Source organism: Streptomyces sp. NPDC005811 (assembly GCF_040630405.1).
In the GTDB taxonomy this organism is placed as follows: Bacteria; Actinomycetota; Actinomycetes; order Streptomycetales; family Streptomycetaceae; genus Streptomyces.
The window spans coordinates 1-23,125 of the sequence record NZ_JBEXXK010000088.1; the positions used below are offsets into that span (position 1 = coordinate 1).

Genomic DNA, 23,125 nt, shown 5'->3' on the forward strand with positions numbered 1-23,125 from the left:
ACTCCACATCGGCTACTTCGACCAGCGCGTCGACGCGGTCGTCGCCGAGGAGCCCCTGTTCGACCCGTCCATGTCCCGCCTGCGCGGCTGAGCGAACCCGGAGACGCCCGATGAGCCCTCGTACCCCCGGCGCCGAGCTTCCGGACCACCCCGACTGGCTGTGGCGGACGCCCGAGCCGAAGCGGTCGTACGACGTCGTGATCGTGGGGGGTGGCGGTCATGGTCTGGCCACCGCGCACTATCTGGTGAAGAACCACGGCATCACCAATGTGGCGGTGCTGGAGAAGGGGTGGCTGGCGGGCGGGAACATGGCTCGCAACACCACGATCATCCGCTCGAACTACCTGTGGGACGAGAGCGCGGGCATCTACGAGCACGCCCTGAAACTCTGGGAGGGCCTGGAGGAGGAGCTGGACTATCCGATCCTGTTCTCCCAGCGGGGCGTGCTGAACCTGGCGCACAGCCTTCAGGATGTGCGCGACAGTGTGCGCCGCGTGGAGGCCAACCGCCTCAACGGGGTGGACGCGGAGTGGCTGGACGCCGAGCAGGTCAAGGAAGTCTGCCCGATCGTCAACATCTCGCCGGATGTGCGGTATCCGGTCCTGGGCGCCACCTACCAGCCGCGGGCGGGCATCGCCAAGCACGACTACGTGGCCTGGGGCTTCGCGCGGTCGGCGGACGCCGCGGGTGTCGACATCATCCAGAACTGCGAGGTCACCGGCCTGGACGTGGTCGGCGGCCGCGTCGTCGGCGTCCAGACCACCCTGGGGCCGATCGCGGCGGGCAAGGTGGCCCTGTGCTCGGCCGGCCACACCTCGGTCCTGGCCGCGATGGCGGGGATCGAGCTGCCCGTCCAGAGCCACCCGCTCCAGGCCCTGGTGTCCGAGCTGTTGGAACCGGTGCATCCGACGGTGGTCATGTCCAACGCGGTGCATGTGTACGTCAGCCAGGCGCACAAGGGCGAGCTGGTGATGGGGGCGGGGATCGACTCCTACAACTCCTACACCCAGCGCGGCGCGTTCCACATCATCGAGGAACAGATGTCCGCGGCCCTGGAACTGTTCCCGGTCTTCGCGCGGGCCCATGTGCTGCGGACCTGGGGCGGCATCGTGGACGTGAGTCCGGACGCCTCGCCGATCGTGGGCCTGAGCCCGGTGGACGGTCTCTACCTCAACTGCGGCTGGGGGACGGGCGGTTTCAAGGCCACCCCGGGCGTGGGCTGGGTCTACGCCCACACGATCGCCCACGACAGCCCGCACGCGCTGAACGCCCCGTTCTCGCTCGACCGTTTCACCACCGGCGCGCTCGTCGACGAGCACGGCGCCGCCGCCGTGGCCCACTAGGACACCACCGGACACTCTGGGAGCCGATCCATGCTGCTCATCCCCTGCCCGTGGTGCGGGCCCCGTGACGAGGCCGAGTTCCACTACGGCGGCCAGGCTCACGTGCCCTATCCGGAGAACCCGGCGGAACTGTCCGACCAGGAGTGGGCCCGTTACCTGTTCTTCCGCGCCAACCCCAAGGGGCCCTTCGCCGAACGCTGGAGCCACTCGGCGGGCTGCCGCCGCTGGTTCAACGCGGTCCGCGACACCTCCACCAACGAGATCCTGGCCGTGTACCGCTCGGGGGAGGAACGCCCGGAGGCGCCGCAGCCCCGCCCGGTCACCTCCCAGCCGAGCCCGCCCCGCGCAGCCGGTCCGGTGTCCGAGGACGGGGCCGGGGCCGGGGCTCCGTCAGGGCCGACCGGTGCCCTCGGCGCAGAGCCCCCGACAGGCTTCCGGCACCCGGCACTCGGCCGGATCGACCGCGACGCACCCCTCACCTTCACCTTCGACGGCACCGAGTACCAGGGGTACCGGGGCGACACCCTCGCCTCCGCCCTGCTCGCCAACGGAGTGATCCAGGCGGCGACGAGCATCAAGCTCGGCCGGCCGAGAGGCATCTTCTCCGCCGGTGTCGAGGAACCCAACGCCGTGATCCAGATCGAGGCCCCGTTCCCGGAGCCGATGCTGCCCGCGACGGCGGTGGAGCTCTACGACGGCCTGGTGGCGAGCAGCCTGCCCGGTCAGGGCCGGCTGGCGACCGAGCCGGATCCGGCCCGCTACGACGCCGTGCACGCCCACTGCGACCTGCTGATCGTGGGGGCGGGTCCGGCGGGCCTCGCGGCAGCGGCCGCGGCGGCCCGCTCCGGAGCCCGGGTGATCCTGGCCGACGACCAGCCGGAGCCGGGCGGCAGCCTCCTCGGCAGCGGCGAGCACCTCGACTGGGTGCGGGAGGTCGGCGCGCTGCTCGAAGCCGCCCCGGAGGTCCGCGTTCTGCCGCGCACCACGGTGTTCGGCCACTACGACGACAACCACCTCCTCGCCGTGGAGCGCCGTACCGACCACCTCGGTGCGGCGGCCCCCGCGAAGGCCTCGCGCGAGCGGGTGTGGCGGATCCGGGCGCGCCGGGTGGTCCTGGCGACCGGCGCCCACGAGCGTTCCCTCGCCTTCGCGGACAACGACCGGCCCGGTGTGATGCTGGCCGCCTCGGCCCGCACCTATCTGCACCGGCACGGTGTCCTGCCCGGCCGCCGCGCGGTCGTCCTCACCACCAACGACAGCGCGTACCCGGCGGCCCTGGACCTCGCCGCGGCCGGCGTGGCGGTCCCGGTGATCGTGGACACCCGTACGGACGCGGGGGAGTGGGGCCGGCGCGCCGAAGCCGCCGGTGTCGAGGTGCTGACCGGCCATGCCGTGATCGGCACCGAGGGCGAGGCCCGGCTGAGCTCCGTGACCGTCGCCCCGTTCGGGGAGACCGACGGCGGCCGGGAGTTCGCGGCCGATCTGCTGCTGGTCTCGGGCGGCTGGAACCCCGTCGCGCATCTGTTCAGCCAGTCCGGCGGGAAGCTCCGCTACGACGACGCCCTCGGCTCCTTCGTCCCCGACACCGGCCGTCAGGCCGTCGAGGTCGCGGGCTCCGCGAGCGGCGTGCTCGACCTGCCCACCGTGCTCGCCCAGGGTGCCGCGGCGGCCGCGCGCGCCCTGGAGGCGGAGGGCCACACACCCGAGCACCCCGCCCTCCCGGACGTGACCGCGGCCCCGTACACCGCGCCGATGCACGTGTTCACGGTCCCGGGCCGGGACGGCGCCCGGCGGTTCGTGGACCTCCAGCGCGATGTCACGGTCGAGGACCTGACCCGCGCGACGGGCGCGGGGCTGCGGTCGGTGGAGCACACCAAGCGCTACACCACGGCCGGTACCGCCAACGACCAGGGCAAGACGGCCGGTGTCCTGGCCAGTGGCGTGGTCGCCGAACTCCTCGGCGTCGACGTCTCCGCGCTCGGCACCACCACCTTCCGCCCGCCCTACGTCCCGGTCTCCTTCGCGGCGCTCGCCGGCCGTGACCGGGGTGCGCTCAGCGACCCCGTCCGCACCACCGCACTGCACGACTGGCACGTGATGCAGGGGGCGCTGTTCGAGAACGTCGGCCAGTGGAAGCGCCCCTGGTACTACCCGCGCAACGGCGAGGCCATGGAGACCGCGGTGCTGCGCGAGTGCGCCGCCGCCCGTGACGGCGTCGCCTTCATGGACGCCTCCACCCTCGGCAAGATCGACGTCCAGGGCCCGGACGCGGGCGCCTTCCTCGACCTGCTCTACACGAACATGATGAGCACCCTGAAGCCCGGCATGATCCGCTACGGCGTCATGTGCCGCCCGGACGGCATGGTCTTCGACGACGGCACCGTCATCCGCCTCACCGCGGACCGCTTCCTGGTCACCACCACCACCGGCAACGCGGCCACCGTCCTGGACTGGATGGAGGAATGGCTCCAGACCGAATGGCCCCACCTCCGGGTGCACTGCACCTCCGTCACCGAACAGTGGGCCACCGTCGCCCTCGTCGGCCCGAAGTCCCGCGACGTCCTGGGCTCGCTGGCACCCGAACTGGCCGTCGGCAACGACGACTTCCCCTTCATGGCCTGGCGCGACACCACCGTCGCCGGCATCGAGGCCCGCGTCTGCCGGATCAGCTTCTCCGGTGAACTCGCCTACGAGATCAACGTCTCCCCCTGGCACGCGCTCACCCTCTGGGAAGCCGTCCACGAGGCGGGGACCCCGTACGGCATCACCCCCTACGGCACCGAGACCATGCACGTCCTGCGCGCCGAGAAGGGCTACCCCATCATCGGCCAGGACACCGACGGCACCATCACCCCCCAGGACCTCGGCATGAGCTGGGCGGTGTCGAAGAAGAAGCCCGACTTCCTCGGCAAGCGCTCCTTCGCCCGCCCCGACACCCTCCGCGCCGACCGCAAGCACCTCGTCGGCCTCCTCCCCGAGGATCCCGCCGACTTCCTGCCCGAAGGCACCCACCTGGTCGCCGACAGCGTCCTGCCGCCCCCGCCGGTCCCGATGCTCGGCCACGTCACCTCCAGCTACCGCAGCGCCGCCCTCGGCCGCACCTTCGCCCTCGCCCTGATCAAGGGCGGCCGCGACCGCATCGGCGAACGCCTCTACGCCCCCGTCGGCGACCGGCTCGTCCCGGTCACCGTCACCGGCCCTGTCCTCTTCGACCCCGAGGGAGCCCGCCGCGATGGCTGACCCGACTCTCACGCCCCGCAGCCCCCTGCTGAGCGCCAAGGACCGGCTGGCCGACGCCACCCGCGCCTCCCACGGGCGGGTCCGCCTCGCCGAACTCCCCTTCCTCACTCAGATCGGCCTGCGGCTGGACCCCAAGGGCCCGGCCGCCGACGCGGTCGGTGTCGCCCTCGGCGTCCCCCTGCCGCTCGAACCGAACACCGTCACCCGCACCCGTGAGCTGACCGTGCTCTGGCTCGGCCCCGACGAATGGCTCGTCGTGGGCCGGCCCGGGACCTCACGCGCGCTGGAGGACCGTATCCGGGAAGCCGCCGGAGACGAACCGGTCTCCGTCACGGACGTCTCCGCCCAGCGCACCACCCTCCTCGTCACCGGCCCGCACGCCCGCGACCTCCTCGCCCACGGCTGCTCGCTCGACCTCCACCCCCGCGGCTTCGGGCCGGGCCGCTGCGCGCAGACCACCCTCGGCCGCACCCAGGTCGTCCTCGTCGCCCGGGACCGGCCCGACGCCGGATTCTGGATCCTCGTGCGCTCCTCGTTCGCCGGATACCTCACCGACTGGCTGCTGGACGCCGCCGCCGAGTACCTGTGACCACCCCTGTCACCGCGCTGGGCTAGAGTCTCGCCTCGACCTCGGCCGGACGTCCCGGCCGGGGCGGCACGCTGGGGGTACGGCACATGCAGCCCGGAAGAATCGCACTGTCCGGCTACGAGGTCCAGGAGATCCTGGGCCAGGGCGGGTTCGCCACGGTGTACCGGGCCAGGCAGCTGGCCGTGGGCCGGGAGGTCGCGCTGAAGGTGGACAGCAGGGTGCTGTCCACCCCGCGCGACCGGCAGCGCTTCCTGCGCGAGGTCACCGCGGCCGGGCAGCTCTCCGGGCATCCGCACGTGGTCCCCGTGTACGACGCCGGGGTGCTGGCCGACGACCGCCCTTACATGGTCCTGGAGTTGTGCCCGGGCGGTTCGCTGGGCGAGCGGCTGCACCGGCAGGGCGCCTTCCCGCCGAAGGAGGCGCGGGACATCGGCGTGGGGCTCGCGGACGCCGTGGCCGCCGCGCACGCCGCCGGGGTGCTGCACCGCGACATCAAGCCCGGCAACGTGATGGTCAACCGGTACGGCGGGGTGGCCCTCACCGACTTCGGGCTCGCGGCCATGCCCCGCCCCGGGCGCGAACTGTCCGTGACCCGCGAGGCGTTGACCCCCGCCTACGCCCCGCCCGAGGCCTTCCACATGGCCGAGCCCGGCCCGGCCGGTGACGTGTACTCCCTGGCCGCCACGCTCTACGCCCTGCTGCGCGGCTTCCCGCCGCACCACCCGGACGACGGGACCCAGCTCAGCCTGGCCGAACTGATCGTGCGTCACACCTGGCCGTACGTCCCGCTGCACGGCATGCCCGCGGCCCTCAACGAGGTGCTCCGGCACGCCCTGGCCCCGGACCCGGCCGAGCGGCTGTCCGACGCGGGGGCCTTCCGGGACGCCCTCGCCGCCGTCGACCTCGACACGGTCGCCCTGGGCGGCCCCGCCGGCCCCGGTGGCTTCGGACCGGCCCCGACCATGACCACCGTTCCGCACCACCGCGACGCGCCGCCCGTCCGGGACGCGGTCCCCGCGACGGTGCCGCCGGACCGGCCCGGGAGAGCGGGCGGCACGACCGTGGCCGCCCGACCGCAGGACCGCGTGGGCGGGCGGAAGTTCCGGCTGATCGCCGTACTCGCGGCCGTCGTCGTCTCCGTGACCGTGTCCGTCACCGTGGTCACGAACCAGTACTTCGGCTCGGACGACGGCGGTGGCACCTCCGGATCGGCGGCACCCTCCTCCAGCGCCACCGCCGAGGACAAGGGCACGTCCGGGTTCGGTGTGCCCACCACGACCGAGAACTGCCCCGCGACGAGAGTCGACGGCGTGGGCGGCCGGTGTGTCGCGAGCCCGGAGTGCTGGAGCGGCATCGTCGACATCTCCGGCATCATCACGGTCAGCCGCGCCGACTGCGCCGCCGAGCACGTGTGGGAGACGTTCGCGATCGCCCCGCTGCCCGAGGACGGCATGACGAACAACGCCCGCGACCTGATCAAGCATCCGGACGTCAAGGCGCTCTGTTCGCAGAAGGTGATGGACGCGACCATGCTCCCCGAGGGCCGTACGGTCGCGAAGAAGTGGGAGACCGACATCATCCCGCCCACGGCCTCGGAGTGGGACAAGGGACTGCGGGTCTTCCGCTGTGTGGCCGCGGCCCGCACGGAGAACGGACAGAAGACGGGGAGCCAGTTCGCCGTGGCGAGCTGACCCCCCGTCACCTGGTGTGCCCACCGGACTACTGGACGAGTTCCCAGTCCTGTGAACCGTCGGTGGCGGCGGTCTGCAGGGTGAGCTGTCCTCCGGCGGTCGCACCGGTCAGGTACAGGCTCGTGTTCTTGACCGACTGCAGTCGGTAGAAGCCGTCGCTCGTCCTGACCAGGTTCCAACTGCCGCTCTTGCTGTTGTCGACCCACTGGCCGATCTTCTGGCCGGCCGTCGCGTTCCCGGTCCAGATGGCCGCCGCGCGTCCGCCCGACTTGTTGAGCAGGGTCACGCCGCCCTGCGGCTCGGTCACCACATGCCAGTACTGGGTGTCCGGGTTCGCCGCCGAGCCGGGGGCCTCCAGCCGGACGTCCGGCACGTCCCCGTTGCCGAGGTTCGCGTCGTTGGTCCTGCCGCCGGTGCCGATGACCTGGTCCGTCCTGCGGTTCACCAGCTGGTAGTAGGCGCCGTCCGAGTGACCGAGGTCGACGTCGGCGAACTTGAGCGTCGACGTCCCCTGGTTGTTGAGCACGGAGAGGCGGCCCGTGCCCTCGACGTACTGGAGGTTGCGGCTGTAGGCGCCGGGCGAGGTCGTCTGGTACTCCTTCCACACGCCGTCGCTGCGTCCGCTCTCGTTGACCCAGACGCTGCCGCTGCCGGCGGCGTTGTAGACCAGACGTCCGCCGGGAAGCCGGACGAGGACCGGGCTGCCACCCGTCGCGAGCGCGTGGGAACCGGCGTCGAGCGGCAGACCGGTGACCGCCGTGCCCGTGGCCGAGCCGAGGAAGAACGTCAACGGGTCGTCGGCGATCCGGTACCGGGTGTCGGCCCCGCCGCCCCAGTACTCGTAGGTGATCATCCACTTGCCGTCCGTCATCCGGACGACGTTGGTCATGCCGGGACGGCCGCCGCCGATCTCGGTCTTTCCGCCGCCCATGTTCTGGGTCAGGCCCGCGATGTCGACGACCGGGGCGCTCCACGCCGTGCCACGGCCGTCCCAGGTCCGGTGCACCAGGATCTGGCCCCCCGAATCCGTGGCCGTGTCGTTGGCGGGGTCCAGGGTGGGGACGCCGGTCGTCGCGTCGAAGCCGGTGTAGTCGTTCTCGTCGGAGTAGTAGCAGACCAGCTTGCCCTTGTAGACCATCAGGTACGGCTCCCACAGGGGATCCACCTGCCGGTTCGTGTTCGCGGCGGCGATGTTCTGCCCGACCGCGCCCGCGCTGCCGCCCTGCCAGCCGCCGGTGGCGACGACGTTGACCACCTTCCAGCTCGCGCCGTCGTCGGTGCTGGAGTACAGGGCGATCGCCAGGTCCTTGCGGTCGCCGTCGTTGGACGGCGTCCAGTTCGGGTCGGCCGCCTTGTGCTCCTTGTAGTAGGAGTCGTCGCCCGACACCACGCTCGCCAGCAGCAGCGTGCCCTGTTTCAGGTCGCCGACGTCCTGCGGGAGGACGTACAGGTAGGGGTTGGTCCAATTGCTCGTGTACTTGGCGTACTTGGGGTCGGTGGAGAGGTAGGCCGGGGCCTTGACCTCCGACAGCGGCTGCCAGGTCGTGCCGTGGTCGTCGCTCCGGTAGACAGGGAGCGTCTGCCCGTCGGCGCTGCCCGAGGCGGGGACGACCGTGGACTTCTCGAACGCGGCGACCAGCCGGCCGCTCGGCAGCTGCGCCGACTTCGGGTAGATCGCGCAGTTGCCGCGCCCCTTCAGACACGGCTCACTGCCGAGCTGATAGAGGACCCCGCCCGTCGGGTCGTACGCCTGCGCACTGGACAGGGGGATCACCAGCAGCGCCGACACCGCGCCGAGGCCCCCCAGCACTCTGGCGATTCTTCTTCTCTGCACAGCCCCTCCTCGGGGACGGGATCAGGAGTGGTCGTCCGGGCCGGCCACGAGGACGCGCACGTCCCACGGGCCGAGGTCCAGCGCGGAGCCCGCCGGGACGGACCGGCCGTCCAGGGCGTCGGTGAGGTCCACCGGAACGGCCGGGCGCGCGGGCTCCCAGCTCCAGTTGTGGACGATGTGGACCCGGCGTCCGTCCGGGGAGGTGCCGGTCGTCGCCGTCACGGAGGCCGGGAGGTCACCCCAGCCGCTCCGCACGCGCGGCGCCAGCCACTCGGCGAGCGCACGGGCCAGCTCACGGCCGGGGACCGTGCCCACACAGGTGACCCGGCCCGTGCCGTGCGGGCGGGTGGTGACCGCGGGCCAGCGGCCGAAGTGCGGATGGACGTACTCCACCAGCGCCTCGGCGTCGGTGACGGTCAGCGCGTCGGCCCAGCGGGTCGCCGTCGCGGACTCCGGCAGCGGCAGCGGGCCCCCGGGCACCGCACGCACCGGCACCGGCCGGGCCAGGTTGCTGAACTCGTCGTAGTGCAGCCCCGCCGCCTCGACCAGCCGGGGCGGCGCCTGCACATGACGCGCCCGGGCCTCCTGGTCGGCGTACGCGGTGCGCGGGCCCAGCACCAGATGGCCGCCCGCCTCCGCGTACGCCGCGAGCCAGTCGACCGTCGCGTCGTCGACCACGTACAGCGCCGGCACGACGAGGACCGGGTGGCGCTCCACCGCCTCCTCGGGGGTGAGGCCGGGCCGTTCGCCGCTCGGGTCGTGCAACTGCCGGGCGTGGACCATCCGCACCTGCCGCCCCGCGTCGAAGGCACCGCGGTAGAACGGGTCCAGGATGCGGTGGTAGGAGGCGGGGTCCGGCGAGCCGTCCGGCTTAGACAGCGCCGGGTGCTGCTGCATCAGCCACTTGCTGGGCAGCGAGTACACGATCGTGACGTCGGCGTCCGGCTCCAGACCCGCGACCAGCGGGCCCGCCGTCTCGAACTCCGCGCCCAGCCGGGCGATCTCGGCGTGCGTCCGCCCCGGACGGCCGCTGTGCGGGAGGACCCCGCCCCAGTACGTCTCCGCCCCGAAGCGCAGCGTCTGCCACTGCCAGTACTCGATCATCCGGGCCCCGCGCGCCACCAGCGCCCAGGCGGCCTGCCGCCACTGGCCGTCGAAGGCCGGGCGGTTGTCCCACGCCATGCCGATGGAGTTGGCGTTGGTCTCGGTGACCAGGAACGGCGCCTGCCGGGAGGCGAACATCCAGTCCGCGGTCTGGTACATCGACCACACCCCGGTGGTCTTCCAGAGCTGCTCGTGGTCCTCGGGGGTGGGGTCCGGGAGCAGCAGGCCGTCCTGCATGTCGTAGTACGGGTTGCCCGCCGCGATGTCGAGGGCGTCCGTCATCTCGTCGTCCTCCACCCCCTGGCGGGTGTACGAGATACAGGTGGTGACGAAGTGCTCAGGACCGGCGTACTCGCGCACGATGTCGGCCTGCCAGGCGATGAACTCGGTGACCTGCCGGGCCTGGAACTCCCGCCACGCCAGGTCGTACTGGGGCTGCGCGTTGCCGTCCGGCGTCCACAGGTCGGCCCAGGTGGAGAGCCGGTGCGACCAGTAGACCAGGCCCCATGCGCGGTTCAGGGTCTCCACGTCGCCGTACGTGGCGCGCAGATGGTCGACGAACCGCTGGAAGACGCCCCGGTTGTGCAGCAGATGCAGTCCCGGCTCGTTGTCGACCTGGAAGCCGATGACCGCCGGATGGTCCGCGTACCGGGCGACGATCGCGCGGATGACCCGCTCTGCGTGGAACCGGAACGCCGGGTGGGTGATGTCCACCTCCTGGCGGGCACCCCAGCCGAGACGCCGGCCGGTGGCGTCCTCGCCGGTGATCTCGGGGTACAGCCGGGCCAGCCACGGCGGCACGGCGTAGGTCGGGGTACCGAGGACGACGGAGATACCGCGCTCATGGGCGCCGTCGAGGACGGGCTGCAGCCAGTCCAGGTCGAAGCGGCCGTTCTCCGGCTCCCAGGTCGACCAGACGGACTCGCCGACCCGGATGACGGTGAACCGTGCCTCGGCCATCAGATCGAGGTCGGTCTTGAGCTGCTCGTCCGAGGGCACCGCGGGCGCGTACTCGGGGTGGTACTCGTGGTAGTAGGCGGCACCGAACAGGACGCGGGCGGGCAGTTCCGCCATGAAGAAACCTCCGGAGGGACGAAGAGGGCTATTGCTTGACGCCGCCCGCGGCCAGACCGCTCTGCCAGTAGCGCTGGAGCATCAGGAAGGCCACGACGAGGGGGACGATCGAGAGCAGGGAACCGGTCACGACCAGCGCGAGCATGTCGCTGCTGGAGCCGGCGCCGCCGTTCTGCGCCTGCGCGGCCCAGGACGACAGACCGACGGTCACCGGGTACAGATCCGGGTCGTTGAGCATGATCAGCGGCAGGAAGTAGTTGTTCCAGGTCGCCACCAGGGTGAACAGCAGCACGGTGACCAGACCGGGGCCCAGCAGCCGCAGCGCGATCCGCAGGAAGATCCGCACCTCGCCCGCGCCGTCGATCCGGGCCGCCTCCAGGAGGCTGTCCGGTACGGCGTCCTCGGCGTAGATCCGCATCAGGTACAGCCCGAACGGGTTCACCAGCGAGGGCAGGATGACCGCCCAGGGCGTGTTGACCAGACCCGCCTTCGCGAACAGCAGATAGGTCGGGATCGCGAGGGCCGTGGTCGGGACCATGACCGCGCCGAGGACGAGGTTGAAGGCGACCCGGTCGCCACGGAACCGGAACTTCGCGAACCCGTACCCGCCGGCGGCGGCCAGCAGCGCCGCCCCGACCGCGCTGACGACGGCGTACACGACCGTGTTCAGCAGCCAGTGCAGGAACACGCCGTCGTCCTGGGCGAAGGTCGCCCGGATGTTCGCCCACAGCTGTGGGGCGTGCGAGAACCAGAGGCCGAAGCTGTTGAACAGGTCCTGGGTGCTCTTGGTGGAGGCGATGAGCAGCCAGAACAGCGGGAGGAGGAAGTAGGCCAGGGCGGCCAGCATGGCGATGGTGAGGGGGGTGCTGCGGCGGGTCCGGCGCGCCTTCGTCCGGAAGGTGCGCGCCGACCGCGCGGCGTTCGGCGCGACCGTCGCCGCGGGGGTGGATGGGGGCGCCCCCTTGCCGGGCGAAGTCGAGAGCTTGGGGGACGTCATGGGGTCCTCCTGCGGTTCGCGGTGAGCAGGACGCCGTAGGAGGCGCCCACGATGACGAGGCCCAGGAGGAAGGAGACCGTCGCCGCGTAGTTGACCTGCTGACCGGTGAACGCGAGGGAGTAGGCGTACAGGTTGGCGGTGTAGGAGCTGCTGATCACGTCCGGGGCGATCTTCATCAGCAGGTTCGGCTCGTTGAAGAGCTGGAAGCTGCCGATGACCGAGAACAGCAGGGTGAGCAGCAGGGCGGGCCGCAGGGCCGGCAGTTTGACCGACCAGGCGATGCGCCAGGCGCCCGCCCCGTCCATCGCGGCCGCCTCGTACAGCTCCTGCGGGATCGTCCGCAGGGCGGCGTACAGGATGATCATGTTGTAGCCGACGAACTCCCAGGTCACGATGTTCGCCAGACTGCCGAGCATCCAGCCGCCGCTGAGGAAGTCCGGGGCGGGCAGGGCGAGTTTCCGGCTGAGCTGGGCGAACGGGCCGAAGTCCGGCCCGTACAGATAGCCCCACATGAGCGCGGCCACCACGCTCGGCACCGCGTACGGCACGAAGATGCCCAGCCGGATCACCCGGGCGAGCCGCAGCAGACCGCTGTCCAGGGCGAGCGCGAACAGCAGCGCCAGCAGCAGCATCACCGGGACCTGGATCACGAAGAACAGCGCGACCCGTCCGACGCCGTGCAGGAGCTGGGGGTCGCCCAGCGCCTGCACGTAGTTGTCGAGCCCGACGAACACCGTGCCGCCGATCAGCCGCTCCTGGAACAGGCTGAGGTAGGCGGCGTAGCCGAGCGGGGCGAGGAACAGCAGCAGGAACAGCGTCAGGAACGGCGCGACGAACAGGGGGCCGGCCGAGCGGTGACGGCGTGCGGCAGCCATGTCAGCTCCCCTTGACGGTGAAGCCCTGGCCCTTGGCGTACGTGGTCAGGCGTGACTCCCAGGTGCCGAGGGCGGCGACCGTGTCGGACTTGTCGGCGAGGGACTTGCCGACCGTCTCCGTCCAGTCGGTGGCCGCCTGGTCGAGGAACGGCGGCCACTGGAAGTCGGCGTTGACGGTGGAGCTGATGTCGGCGAAGACCTGGTTGACCTTCTGGCCGCCGTAGAAGGCGGGCGCGTCGCCGGTGAACTCGGCGTCCGTGAGCAGCGCCTTGGTCGCGGGGAAGAAGAACTGCTCGGTGGCGAACATCCGGGCGCTGGCCGGGTCGCTGTTGAGGAACTGCGCGAAGAGCGCCGCCGCGATGGGGTTCTTGGTGGAGCGGATGACCGCGGTGGTGGAGCCGCCCCAGTTGCCCGAGCTGGGCTTCGCGCCATCCCACTGCGGCAGCGGGGCGGCCCGCCACTTGCCGGAGGTCGCCTTGGCGGAGCCGGAGAGGAACACCGGGCCCCAGGCCGCGGTCAGCCAGGTGGCGTACTTGCCCTTGTTGAGGGCCGCGTACCAGGAGTCGGTGAAGTCCGGCTCGACCCCGATGACGCCTTCCTTCGCCAGCCCGCCCCAGTAGGCGCCGAGCTTCTTCGACACCGCGTCGTCGACGCTGATGGTGATGTCGCTCTTGCCGGAGGTGGCGTACGGCTTGGCGCCCGCCTGCCACAGCAGTCCGTGCCAGGCGGCGACCTGGTTGGCCGCGAGGTTGGTGAGGTAGACGTCCGGGTCGGCCTTGTGCAGCTTGCGGGCCGCCTCGGCGAACTCGTCCCAGGTTCCGGGGACGTCGATGCCGTGCTTGTCGAAGATGTCCTGCCGGTACAGCATGCCCATCGGGCCGGTGTCCTGCGGGATCGCCCACACCTCGCCCTTGCTGCCGCTGACCTGGCTCCAGGTCCAGTCCACGAACGTGGACTTGAGGGCGGAGGCGCCGTACGGCCGCAGGTCCAGCAGGCTGTCGGTGATGGTGAAGGTGGGGATGGCCTGGAACTCGATCTGCACCATGTCGGGGGCGCCGCTGCCGGCCTTCAGGGCCGTGCGCAGCTTGGTGTACTGCGGGGTGCCCTGACCGGCGTTGACGACCTTGACCTTGATCGCCGGGTACTTCTTCTCGAAGAGGGCGACCTCCTTGTCGATGTTCGGGACCCACGTCCAGAACGTCAGCTCGGTCGGCGTCTTCATCGCCTTGTCGATGTCGGCCTGGCTGACCGGCTTGGAGGAGGCGGAGGAACCACCGGAGCCGCTGTCGCCGCAGGCGGTCAGGGCGGCGCCGAGCGACAGGGCTCCGGTGGTGGCGAGGAAGAGTCGGCGGCTCATCGGGGCGGAGCCGGAGAAGGGCATGGAGGTGTTTCTGGGCATGGTGGACTCCCGCCGGGGCGAAGAAGGGGGCACGCGGGCGAGGGCGTGCGGGGGTGAAGGGAAGAGCCAGGGGGGAAGAGCGGTGCATCGGGGAGAGCGCGACGTGTCCACGGGGCGGGTACGCCGACGGGGCCGGGTACGCCGATGGGGGGTGAGGGTGGGTCGCGGGCCCGCTGCGGTCAGGGGCGGCCCTACGGGCGCGCGGGCGACGAGGTGAAGAGGGTGAAGGGGCGGGGCACGGGCGGGACGGGGACGGCGGCTCGACCGTCGGTCACGCGCGGTGCCGTGGGCTCAGGGGCCGGTGGGCCGGTCAGGGACGACTGGACGGACCTCCGTTCGTCGGCCGGGGTGCGGGTGCGCCTCCGTCGGTACGGGAGGCGGTGCGCCGCGCGCGGGCCGGGGTCGTCCGGTCGGCGGGGGGCGCGGTCGAGGCGCGTACGACGAGGTCGACCGGTGGGTCGCTCGGCGGCAGGGGGTCGGCGTCGGGGTTCTCGATGGCGTGCACGAGACGCTTGAGTCCCTCCTGGGCCACGGTGTCGAACGGCTGGCGCACCGTGGTCAGCGGGGGAGTGATGTAGGCGGCGACCGGGACGTCGTCGAAGCCGACGACGCTCACGTCCTGCGGCACCCGCAGTCCGGCCTCCGTCAGCGCGCGGATCAGCCCGATCGCCATGTCGTCGTTGGCGACGAACACGGCGGTGAGATCGCCGTCCGCGGCGAGTTCGAGACCCGCCCGGTAGCCGGAGGCGGCCGACCAGTCGCCCTCGACGACCGGCGGCAGCTCCCTGCCGTGGGCGGTCAGCGTGGCCCGCCATCCCTCCAACCGGTCCCGGGCGGCGTACCACCGCTGCGGACCGGCGAGGTGATGGACCGTCGGGTGCCCGAGGCTCAGCAGATGTTCGGTCGCCGTACGGGCCATGACATCGGCGCCGTCGCCGGCCGTCAGCACCGCGGGCGCGGTGAGTCCGGGGGGCGCGCCGAGCACCAGGACCGGTACGTCGACCCGCAGGGCCGTCCCGCCCTCGGGGCCGGTCTCGTCGATCGGCTCGGAGATGACGATGCCGTCCACGCCCTGGTCGAGCAGTGAGTCCACGGCGCCGGCCACCCCGGCGGGGTCGCCCTCCACGGTGTTGACGACCCGGAGCGCGTAGCCCGTGTCCCGGACGACCCGCTCGACTCCCATGAGGAGCGAGGCGGGGCCGTACAGGGCCGTGCCGAGGGTGACCACGCCGATGGAGCGGCTGCGGCCGGAGGCCAGCGCGCGGGCGGCGTTGTTGCGCCGGTAGCCGAGCTGCTCGGCCGCTTCCAGGACCCGCCGGCGGACGTCGGCCGACACGTACGGCTCGTCGTTGAAGACCCGCGACACCGTCTTCTGCGAGACCCCGGCCAGCCGGGCGACGTCCACACTGCGCGCCGCCGCGGAACTGGTGCCCCGCCCTGTCGCTCGCGTCATGGTGTCTCCCGGTGTGGCCGAACGGTCGTACTCGCGGACTGATGATGTCAGACGTCACGCGGCGAAGCGTGTCTGACTGCGTAGTCATGTCTGCGCTGTCATGTCTACGCAGTCATAGGCAGGGCGTCAAGGGGTCGGACCGTAACGGAGTGGGAGACGGTTTACGCGCCTGAATACACCACTCCGGCGCAACTGTCGACGCATTTAGCCTCACAGGGTCCACCCAAGGGACTGTTACGGTCGAAGTGTCGACAGATTGCGCCACTTGATGGAGCATCAGCCATGCGCGCAGGGACGCGCGACGTCCTCACCCTCAGGAGCCGTCATGAACGCGACCGCCCCAGGCATCAGCAGAAGGACCCTCCTCGCCCTCCTCGCCGTCACGGGCGCCGCCGGCCTCGCACGGCCGGCCCGCGCCGTCGCCGCGCAGGGCACGACGACCGCCACCGCCGCCACGGCCGCGACCGCCACCACGACCACGGTCGCCGGCCAGGACCTGGCCGGGATCGCCGCCAACCCGTCCTTCACCTTCGGGACCGATCTCGCCGGGACCGCCGGCTCGGGCGAGGCCTCGCCCATCACCGCCGCCTACTGGCTCGGCGCGTACGAGGTCACCAACGCCCAGTACCTGGAGTTCGTCACCGACACCGGCCATGAGACGCCCCCCTACTGGGACAGCGGCACCTACCCCACCGGAAAGGCCGACCACCCCGTCCTGACCGTCTCCCTCGGCTCGGCCACCGACTACTGCTCCTGGCTCACCGACCGCGCGTCCGACGACGGCTTCACCTTCCGGCTGCCCACCGAGGCCGAGTGGGAGAACGCCGCCTCCGGCCCCGACGGCCTCGGCTACCCCTGGGGCGCCACCGCCGGCACCACCTACGCCGACCTGGTGCTCACCAGCAACTACAACTACATGGCGGTGTGCGCGGCCTACGAACTCGCCGCACACGGCTCCGACCTCGCCACCTACACGGCCACCGGCTCCGACCTGTACGGCCGGAGCTTCCCGATCTCCGAGATCCTCTCCATCGGCAGCACCGGCACCGTGGCCGGCTGGAACGTCACCGCCAGCCGCACGGGCTTCATCTACACCGACGTCTACGACGAGATCACCGAGGGCGGCGGCTACACGACGCCCGTCACCACCTACCCCGGCGGAGTCAGCGCCGACGGCGTCTGGGACCTGTGCGGCAACTGCTGGGAGTGGACCACCTCCGTCATCACCGCCACCCACGGCGGCGAGATGGGCCAGCAGGTCAACGCCATCCGCGGCGGCTCCTGGTACGCCAACCTCAACAGCTGCACCGCCGTCTACCGGGGCGAGGGCCGCGACCCGTCCGGCCGCTACCCGACGGTCGGCTTCCGCGTCGCGGCGACGGCGGGGTGACGGCCACGACGGGGTGAGGCCGTGGTGGGGTGACGGCTCCGGCACGGAACGCGGTCCGGTCCGGTCCAGTGGGGCCGGGCCGCTGCCGGGGGCGCACCCCCCGGCTCACCCGCCGGGGTGCGCATCCCCCCACCTCAGCGTGACCGGATGAGCAGCAGGGCGATGTCGTCGCTGCGCGGAGCGGAGCGGCGGGCGTGGCGGACGAGGGCGTCGGCCAGGGCGTTCATCGTGCGGGCTCCGCTGCGGGTGAGCCGGTCGGCGAGGGCGTCGAGGGCGTCGCCGAGGTCGATGCCCGGGGCCTCGACCAGTCCGTCGGTGAACAGGACCAGGACCGAGCCCGGTGGCAGCGGGATCTCCGTCGACGGGTAGTCGGCGCGCGGATCGATGCCGAGGAGGAGCCCCGGCGGCACCCGCAGGATCTCGGCGCGGCCGTCGGGGTGGCGCAGCAGCGGCGGCGGATGCCCGGCCGTGGCCAGGCAGGCCCGGTGGGCGGCCAGGTCGATGTGGGCGTAGAGACAGCTGGTGAACAGGCCGGGGTCGAGGTCGGTGAGGAGACGGTTGGTGCGGGTGAGGACCTCGCCCGGGGAGACGCCCGCGGTGGCGTGGACGGCGGTGCGGACCTGCCCCATCAGGGCGGCGGCGTTGACGTTGTGGCCCTGGACGTCACCGATCGCCGCGGCGGCCGTGTCGGCGTCGAGGCGGATGAGGTCGTAGAAGTCGCCGCCGATGTCCAGGCCACGGGTGGCGGGCAGATAGCGGGCGGCCACGTCCAGCCCGGGGATCTCGGGCAGCGTGTGGGGCAGCAGACCGGCCTGGAGGTTGTGGACCAGCTGGTGCTTGGCGTCGTAGAGCCGTGCGCGGTCGAGGGCCTGGGCGATCAGCCCGGCGGTGGAGGTGAGGACGGCGCGCTCCTCGGGGGCGAAGAGGTGCGGTGTGTCGTACGCCAGGACCAGGGAGCCGACCGGCCGTCCGGAGGTGATCAGCGGCAGGAAGGTCCACGAGGACATGCCGTCCTGGAGCTCCGCGGGCGGATAGGCCCGCTTGAGTTCGGCGAAGGACGCGAAGAACGCCGGGACACCCGTGGTCAGGGCCCGCACGGCCGGTGTGTCCGAACCGAGCGGCGCGGCGTCGAACCGGTCCATGAGCTCGGCCGGGTATCCGCGGTACCCGATGATCCGCAGCCGGCCGTCCTCCGCCGTCATCAGCGCGAGCGCCCGCGCCCCGAACGCGGGCAGCACCTGGTCGGCGACCTGGTCGACCACGTCCCGGACCCCGACGGCCTCGGTGAGCGTGGCCGCCAGATGCATCAGGTGGTACAGCGTGACGGCCCGACCCGGTGTGGCCCCGGCGGCCGGAGCCGGGCGCGGCGGCTCCACGACCGGGGCGAGCGCGTGGGCGGAGTGGGCGGGGGTGATGTGCACGCTGACCCCGGAGGCGTCCGGGTCCAGCCGGAACGACAGCCACCGGTCCGGTGGGCGCAGGGCGGTGAACGAGGTGGGTTCCCGGCTGAGCACGGCCGCCCGGTAGCTGTCCTCGGCCACCGGGTCGTCCAGCCAGGACAGCGCCTCCCACGGCTTGGTGCCGAGCAGGTCGGGGACGTCGGCCCCGAGCAGTTCGGCACCCCGGGTGGTGACGAAGGCGACCCTGCCGTCCACGTCCAGGGACAGACAGCCGCCCGGGATCCGCTCGGCGAAGTCGACCGCGGCCTGCGCCTGGGCCGCGTCCGCCGTCCGCACCCTCGGCGCGGACAGCATCAGCGGCTCGGCGCCGGGCCGTACCGGACGCCCCTCGTCGGCGGCCAGCCGCAGCAGCGCCCCCAGCCGCCGGCAGGCCCCGCTCACCGCGTCGCGCTCGGCGGGGCTGAGCTGCGGCGGATGCCGGGCGGGCCACTGGAGCACCAGCCCGCCCCAGGTGTCCGTGCCGGTCGTGAGGGGGGCGGCGGCCATCGTGAAGCGGTACGGCACCACGAGCGCCAGACGCGGATAGCGGCGCGCCAGCTCCTCCGGCCCGCCCACCCACACCAGGCGGTTCTCCCGGACCGCGTCCGACACCGGTGACGCGGTCTCCAGCGCCACCCGCGCCCAGGGCCGGGAGATGTCGTACGACGCCCCGCCCAGCACCGCCAGCCGCAGCACGGGCTCGTCCGGCGGCAACAGATACACCGCCGTCACGGAGGCGCCGGTCTCCCGCACCGCCTCCACCACGGCGGCCCGCAGCAGCTCCGGACCGGCCCCGACGTCGACGGCCTCAGCCCCCGGCACGCTGCCGACCTCCCGGACCCCCGTCCGCGGCGGGCCCCGGCCGGACCGCCGGCGCACACGCCGACCACCGGCCCCAGTACTCACGAGCCGCCGACCGGGCACACGGAACGGCCCCCATGTACGGACCATAAGCCCGCGGCGGGGCGACGGCATGTCCGCTGCCGACGCCCCGCCACGGGCCCGTCCCGGCACCGCTCCGGCCGATCCCGTCGCGGCTCCGGCTCGAAGGCCGCGCAGGCCGGCCGACCCTGGACGGCACTGCCAGTCAGCCGGCCTGGCGCCGCGGGTGAGCCGGTCTGGCGCGGTGCCGTGGGTGAGCCGGTCCGGCCTGGCGCCGTGGGTGAGCCGGTCCGGCACGGCGCCGTGGGTGAGCCGGCCTGCGACGGCAGCATCGGTCGGCGGCCTGTGACGGCGCAGTCGGTCAGCCGGCCTGGCGCGGCGCCGTCGGTCAGCCGGCCTGCGACGGCGGCTGCTTCATGGCGTCGACGACGGCCCGCTTCAGGATCGCGGTGGTGTAGATCACCGTGCCGGGCTTGACCAGTGCGTCGTCCCCCTCGCCCTGCTCCACCTGGACGGTGCGTTCGCCGAGGAAGACATGGCTCTTCCGGTCGAAGATCCATTCCTCGCGCTGTCCGCTGGTCTCGTCCAGCCGGGCCACCGCCACCCCGTGCCGGCCCACGGCGTCCACCGCGTCGTCGACCACGACGACACCGGGGATCTTCGCGGCGGCCTTGAACAGCGCCGAGTACAGCGCCGCCGGGGGGTAGCTCTCGCCGAGCAGGTCCCCGATGGTGGTGAACGCCTGCTGGTCGGGGGTGTTGCCCTGCCCCTTCGTCTCCTTGTAGATCTTGGCCAGCAGGGCGTCGGGGTCGGTGGTCAGCTTCGCGAGGAAGTCGTACGAGGGAGCGTTGAGCGTCGCCCGCGGGGTGTTGCCCCGCTCGTCGGGCAGGCTCAGGGTCTCGCCCTCGGGGCTGTCGTTGACGGCCGGGTCGATCAGCCAGCCCTTGGTGCCGTCCGCCGACTCCCACACCTGACGCCGGTGCAGCGGATGGCTGGCCAGGCTCGACTCGTCGCCGTCGTGCCGGACGAACGTCTGGGCCGTCTTGGACTCGATGTAGACGTACTGCCCCGGCTCGACGTCCGGGTCGGACACATCGGCCGCGGCCAGCGAGATCTGGTCGAGCAGCTGAGGGAGGCCCCGGGCGCTGGCCGCGCCGATCTCCGTGGTCAGGGCCGGTCCGGTGGCGACACCGGCGTCCCGCGCCCCGCCCCCGGTGGACAGCGCCAGTCCGGCGACGACCGCCGCCGCCACCGCGGCCGCCGTCACGGGCAGCGTGACCGCCGGGCGCGGGATCCGCAGCCGCCGGGTCCGCGCGGGGGCCGTGGTCGCCGTGCGCTCGTCCTGCTGCAGGTCGTGGATCTGGGCCATCAGACGCTCCTTGTGGAACTGGTGGCGGCCCGGCGGCAGTTCACGCGTGGTCGTGGAGAAGAGCGGGCTGCCCTCGGGCCGCTCGGCCGGCTTCTGCCCGGACGTGTTCGCGTTCATCGGTTTCCCTCCTGTGCGGGCCGGATCACGGTCGTGCGATCACCTCTTGTCTGTCGGGCGGGACCGCCGCCTTCCCGTATTCCGCGAACTTTTTCGTACGGTCTTCCGCTTCCGGGGCGGACCGGCTCGGGCTCGGCGAGCGAACGCAGCTTCCTGCGGGCCCGCGAGAGCCGCGAGGCCACCGTTCCCACCGGGATCCCGAGCGCCTCCGCCGCGGCCTCGTACTCCAGGCCCTCGCCCAGGCAGAGCGTGACGACCTCGCGCTCCGGCCGGCGCAGCCGGGCGAGGGCGGTGAGGGCCGTGGCCAGGCGGCGCCGGTCGTCGACCCGGTCGGCCACCTCGTCGGCGTGGTCGGGCACCGAGAGCTCGGCCGCCGCGGCGGCGTTCGCGGCGGCCCGGTAACGCCGGTTGCTCCGGTACTGGTTGCGTGCGGTGTTGGTGGCGATGCCCAGCAGCCAGGGGCGCAGGGAACCGCCTTCGGGGTCCACCCGGTCACGCAGCCGCCAGGCCTCCAGGAAGGTGGCCGCCATGACGTCCTCGGCCACCGACCAGTCGGCGGTCAGCCGGAAGGCATGGTTGTAGACCGCGCGGGCGTACGCGTCGAACAGCTCCGCGAACGCGCTCGATTCCCCGGCCCGAACCCGGGTACGCAGATGAGTGCTCACGTCCATGAGCTGTCCGGCACCCCGTATCGCCTTCCCGTGACCTGCGCCACACTCGCCACACCGACCACGGTGATCACGGTGATCACCGGGTCATGTCCACACCCGAGTCTGGCTCACGCGGGCACCTCACGGCACCGCGGGCGGTCGCTCACTGCCCCGGTGCGAGGATGTACGTGTTGAGGGTGCCGACCTGGCTGAGCGGGGTGGGGGAGCCCAGGTCGTAGCGGTCCACGGCGACGTAGGAGGGCTTCTTCCGCGCGGCGGGCGTGCAGAAGTTCTGCGCGCGGTTGAGGAGCTTGCCGTTGTCCGTCGTGGCGGTGCCGCTGATCGTGGCGTCCCGGAAGTGGTTCATCACGAACAGCGGGTGGAAGGCGGCCGAGTCCACCGTCAGCGGCCGGCCGGTGCCCCAGCGGCTGTAGCAGGACCAGTCGGAGCCGCCGAGCCCGCCGCCCATGGACCAGTAGTTCTCGACGGTCCACTCCCGCTGGTACATCACGCCGAAGGTGTCACGGGTGGCCCAGCCGCTCGCGGTGTCGCTCGCCCGGGTCCGGTCGCTGAAGATCAGCAGCTGCTTGCCGCGCGCCGCGAGGTCCGCCATGGTTGGCCAGCCCTTGGCCGCCACGCCCTCCTGGTCGGGCCGGTACAGCACGTCGGACAGGCCGCTGACGGAGGCCAGCGAGGACTTCAGCACGTCGGAGGAGGCGTAGTCCTCCAGGAACACGGTGACGAACTGGCCCGGGTTGGCCTTCAGGAAGTCGACCATGCGCTGAAGGTCGGTGGCGAGCGGGACGGGGCTGCTGACACCGTCACAGCTGTTGTGGCAGAGCACGGCCTTCCCGGAGACGGTGTAGTCGTCCAGCATGAACCCGCGCACACCGTCGCTCAGCTGGCGGCTGATGCCGTAGTTCTGGTTGGGGAAGAGATTCACCGGGAACGAGGCGAAGTTGCCGTCGACGCCGTTGGCGAAGGCGTTGTGCGAGGTCAGGAAGGTGACCTGGTCCAGGGTGCGGGTGTCGGCGGAGGGCATCGCGGCGGTCGCGTACGACACCGGGGTGAGGTACCAGCGGGCGAGATCGCCGGCGGAACCGAGCGCCACGGCACCGGAGTCGGAGGACGACGCGGTGAGGTACTGCGAGGTGCCGGGGGCGGTCACGGTGTACGTGCTGTCCGCGCCGGCGGTGATCGTCCACACGGTGCCCGACGTGCCGCAGGAGGCGGTCACCGCGGAGGTGCCGCTGCGGCTGAGGCAGGTCCCGGACTCGTCGGAGTTCCGCAACTGGTATCCGCCGTCGACCGCGACCGGGGTCCACTGCTGGTGGTCCTCGTTGCCCTTCGGGTTGTGGGCGGCGACTGTGCCGCCGCTGTCGGCGGCGTTCAGGCCGGTGGCGTAGTTCTGCAGATAGACCGAGGAGACGGGGACGGCCGCCGTGGCCTGCCCGGGGGACAGGACCGGCAGGGCCAGGGCGAGCGCGGCGGAGCCGCAGAGAAAGCGCAGGGGGCGCAGACGCACAGGAGTTTCCTTTCCACTCCAGCACTCCAGTGTGATGGCAGAGGCATGACATAACGCGAGCACCCTCCGGCGCCAGGCTTCTCACCTGAACTCACAGTGAGGATTGCATATCTGACGCAGAGTCACCGCTTGCTCGTCGGGCCGCATCCCGCTC

Annotated in this window: 15 protein-coding genes; 5 read left to right on the forward strand and 10 right to left on the reverse strand. The window is 72.2% G+C overall.

Annotated features, from left to right (window positions below):
* The first annotated feature begins 110 nt into the window (after positions 1-110).
* From ABZ490_RS49130 to ABZ490_RS49145, 4 genes are all read left to right on the forward strand, one after another.
* On the forward strand, positions 111-1,343 hold the full coding sequence (locus ABZ490_RS49130) for a sarcosine oxidase subunit beta family protein (protein WP_359006508.1): 1,233 nt from the start codon (positions 111-113) through the stop codon (positions 1,341-1,343).
* 30 nt (positions 1,344-1,373) lie between these two features.
* Positions 1,374-4,583 (forward strand): sarcosine oxidase subunit delta family protein, encoded by a 3,210-nt coding sequence (locus ABZ490_RS49135; protein WP_359006511.1) that lies wholly within the window; start codon positions 1,374-1,376, stop codon positions 4,581-4,583.
* Positions 4,576-5,172, forward strand: coding sequence for a sarcosine oxidase subunit gamma family protein (locus ABZ490_RS49140; protein ID WP_359006514.1), 597 nt, complete (start codon positions 4,576-4,578; stop codon positions 5,170-5,172). Before ABZ490_RS49135 ends, ABZ490_RS49140 begins: the two co-directional genes overlap by 8 nt.
* Before the next feature lie 86 nt (positions 5,173-5,258).
* Positions 5,259-6,863, forward strand: a complete 1,605-nt coding sequence (locus tag ABZ490_RS49145) for a serine/threonine-protein kinase (RefSeq protein WP_359006517.1) — start codon at positions 5,259-5,261, stop codon at positions 6,861-6,863.
* A 28-nt stretch (positions 6,864-6,891) separates the two neighbouring features.
* On the opposite strand, the gene ABZ490_RS49150 is transcribed toward ABZ490_RS49145, so the two are convergent.
* From ABZ490_RS49150 to ABZ490_RS49175, 6 genes are all read right to left on the reverse strand, one after another.
* Positions 6,892-8,697, reverse strand: a complete 1,806-nt coding sequence (locus tag ABZ490_RS49150; RefSeq protein WP_359006520.1) for an RICIN domain-containing protein — start codon at positions 8,695-8,697, stop codon at positions 6,892-6,894.
* Between the two features lie 21 nt (positions 8,698-8,718).
* On the reverse strand, positions 8,719-10,875 hold the full coding sequence (locus tag ABZ490_RS49155; RefSeq protein ID WP_359006523.1) for a beta-galactosidase: 2,157 nt from the start codon (positions 10,873-10,875) through the stop codon (positions 8,719-8,721).
* A gap of 28 nt (positions 10,876-10,903) precedes the next feature.
* Positions 10,904-11,872, reverse strand: coding sequence for a carbohydrate ABC transporter permease (locus ABZ490_RS49160; protein ID WP_359006526.1), 969 nt, complete (start codon positions 11,870-11,872; stop codon positions 10,904-10,906).
* Positions 11,869-12,747 carry a sugar ABC transporter permease gene (locus ABZ490_RS49165; RefSeq protein WP_359006529.1) on the reverse strand — a complete coding sequence of 293 codons (879 nt, stop codon included), beginning with the start codon at positions 12,745-12,747 and terminating at the stop codon, positions 11,869-11,871. Before ABZ490_RS49165 ends, ABZ490_RS49160 begins: the two co-directional genes overlap by 4 nt.
* 1 nt (position 12,748) lies before the next feature.
* Positions 12,749-14,146, reverse strand: a complete 1,398-nt coding sequence (locus tag ABZ490_RS49170) for an extracellular solute-binding protein (RefSeq protein WP_359006532.1) — start codon at positions 14,144-14,146, stop codon at positions 12,749-12,751.
* A gap of 310 nt (positions 14,147-14,456) precedes the next feature.
* Positions 14,457-15,599 (reverse strand): LacI family DNA-binding transcriptional regulator, encoded by a 1,143-nt coding sequence (locus tag ABZ490_RS49175; RefSeq protein ID WP_359006535.1) that lies wholly within the window; start codon positions 15,597-15,599, stop codon positions 14,457-14,459.
* Positions 15,600-15,924: 325 nt separating this feature from the next.
* Here ABZ490_RS49175 and ABZ490_RS49180 point away from each other — a divergent pair, with 325 nt between their 5' ends.
* Positions 15,925-16,989, forward strand: coding sequence for an SUMF1/EgtB/PvdO family nonheme iron enzyme (locus ABZ490_RS49180; RefSeq protein ID WP_359006538.1), 1,065 nt, complete (start codon positions 15,925-15,927; stop codon positions 16,987-16,989).
* 134 nt (positions 16,990-17,123) lie between these two features.
* Here ABZ490_RS49180 and ABZ490_RS49185 read toward each other — a convergent pair whose 3' ends face one another.
* From ABZ490_RS49185 to ABZ490_RS49200, 4 genes are all read right to left on the reverse strand, one after another.
* The gene (locus tag ABZ490_RS49185; protein WP_359006541.1) at positions 17,124-19,250 is read right to left on the reverse strand and encodes a SpoIIE family protein phosphatase; all 2,127 of its coding nucleotides are present in this window, start codon (positions 19,248-19,250) and stop codon (positions 17,124-17,126) included.
* A gap of 448 nt (positions 19,251-19,698) precedes the next feature.
* The gene (locus ABZ490_RS49190; protein ID WP_359006544.1) at positions 19,699-20,796 is read right to left on the reverse strand and encodes a CU044_5270 family protein; all 1,098 of its coding nucleotides are present in this window, start codon (positions 20,794-20,796) and stop codon (positions 19,699-19,701) included.
* Positions 20,793-21,467: a sigma-70 family RNA polymerase sigma factor gene (locus tag ABZ490_RS49195; RefSeq protein WP_359006547.1), complete on the reverse strand. Its 675-nt coding sequence runs from the start codon at positions 21,465-21,467 to the stop codon at positions 20,793-20,795. Before ABZ490_RS49195 ends, ABZ490_RS49190 begins: the two co-directional genes overlap by 4 nt.
* A 142-nt stretch (positions 21,468-21,609) precedes the next feature.
* Positions 21,610-22,971, reverse strand: a complete 1,362-nt coding sequence (locus tag ABZ490_RS49200; protein WP_359006550.1) for an RICIN domain-containing protein — start codon at positions 22,969-22,971, stop codon at positions 21,610-21,612.
* Positions 22,972-23,125: the final 154 nt, after the last annotated feature.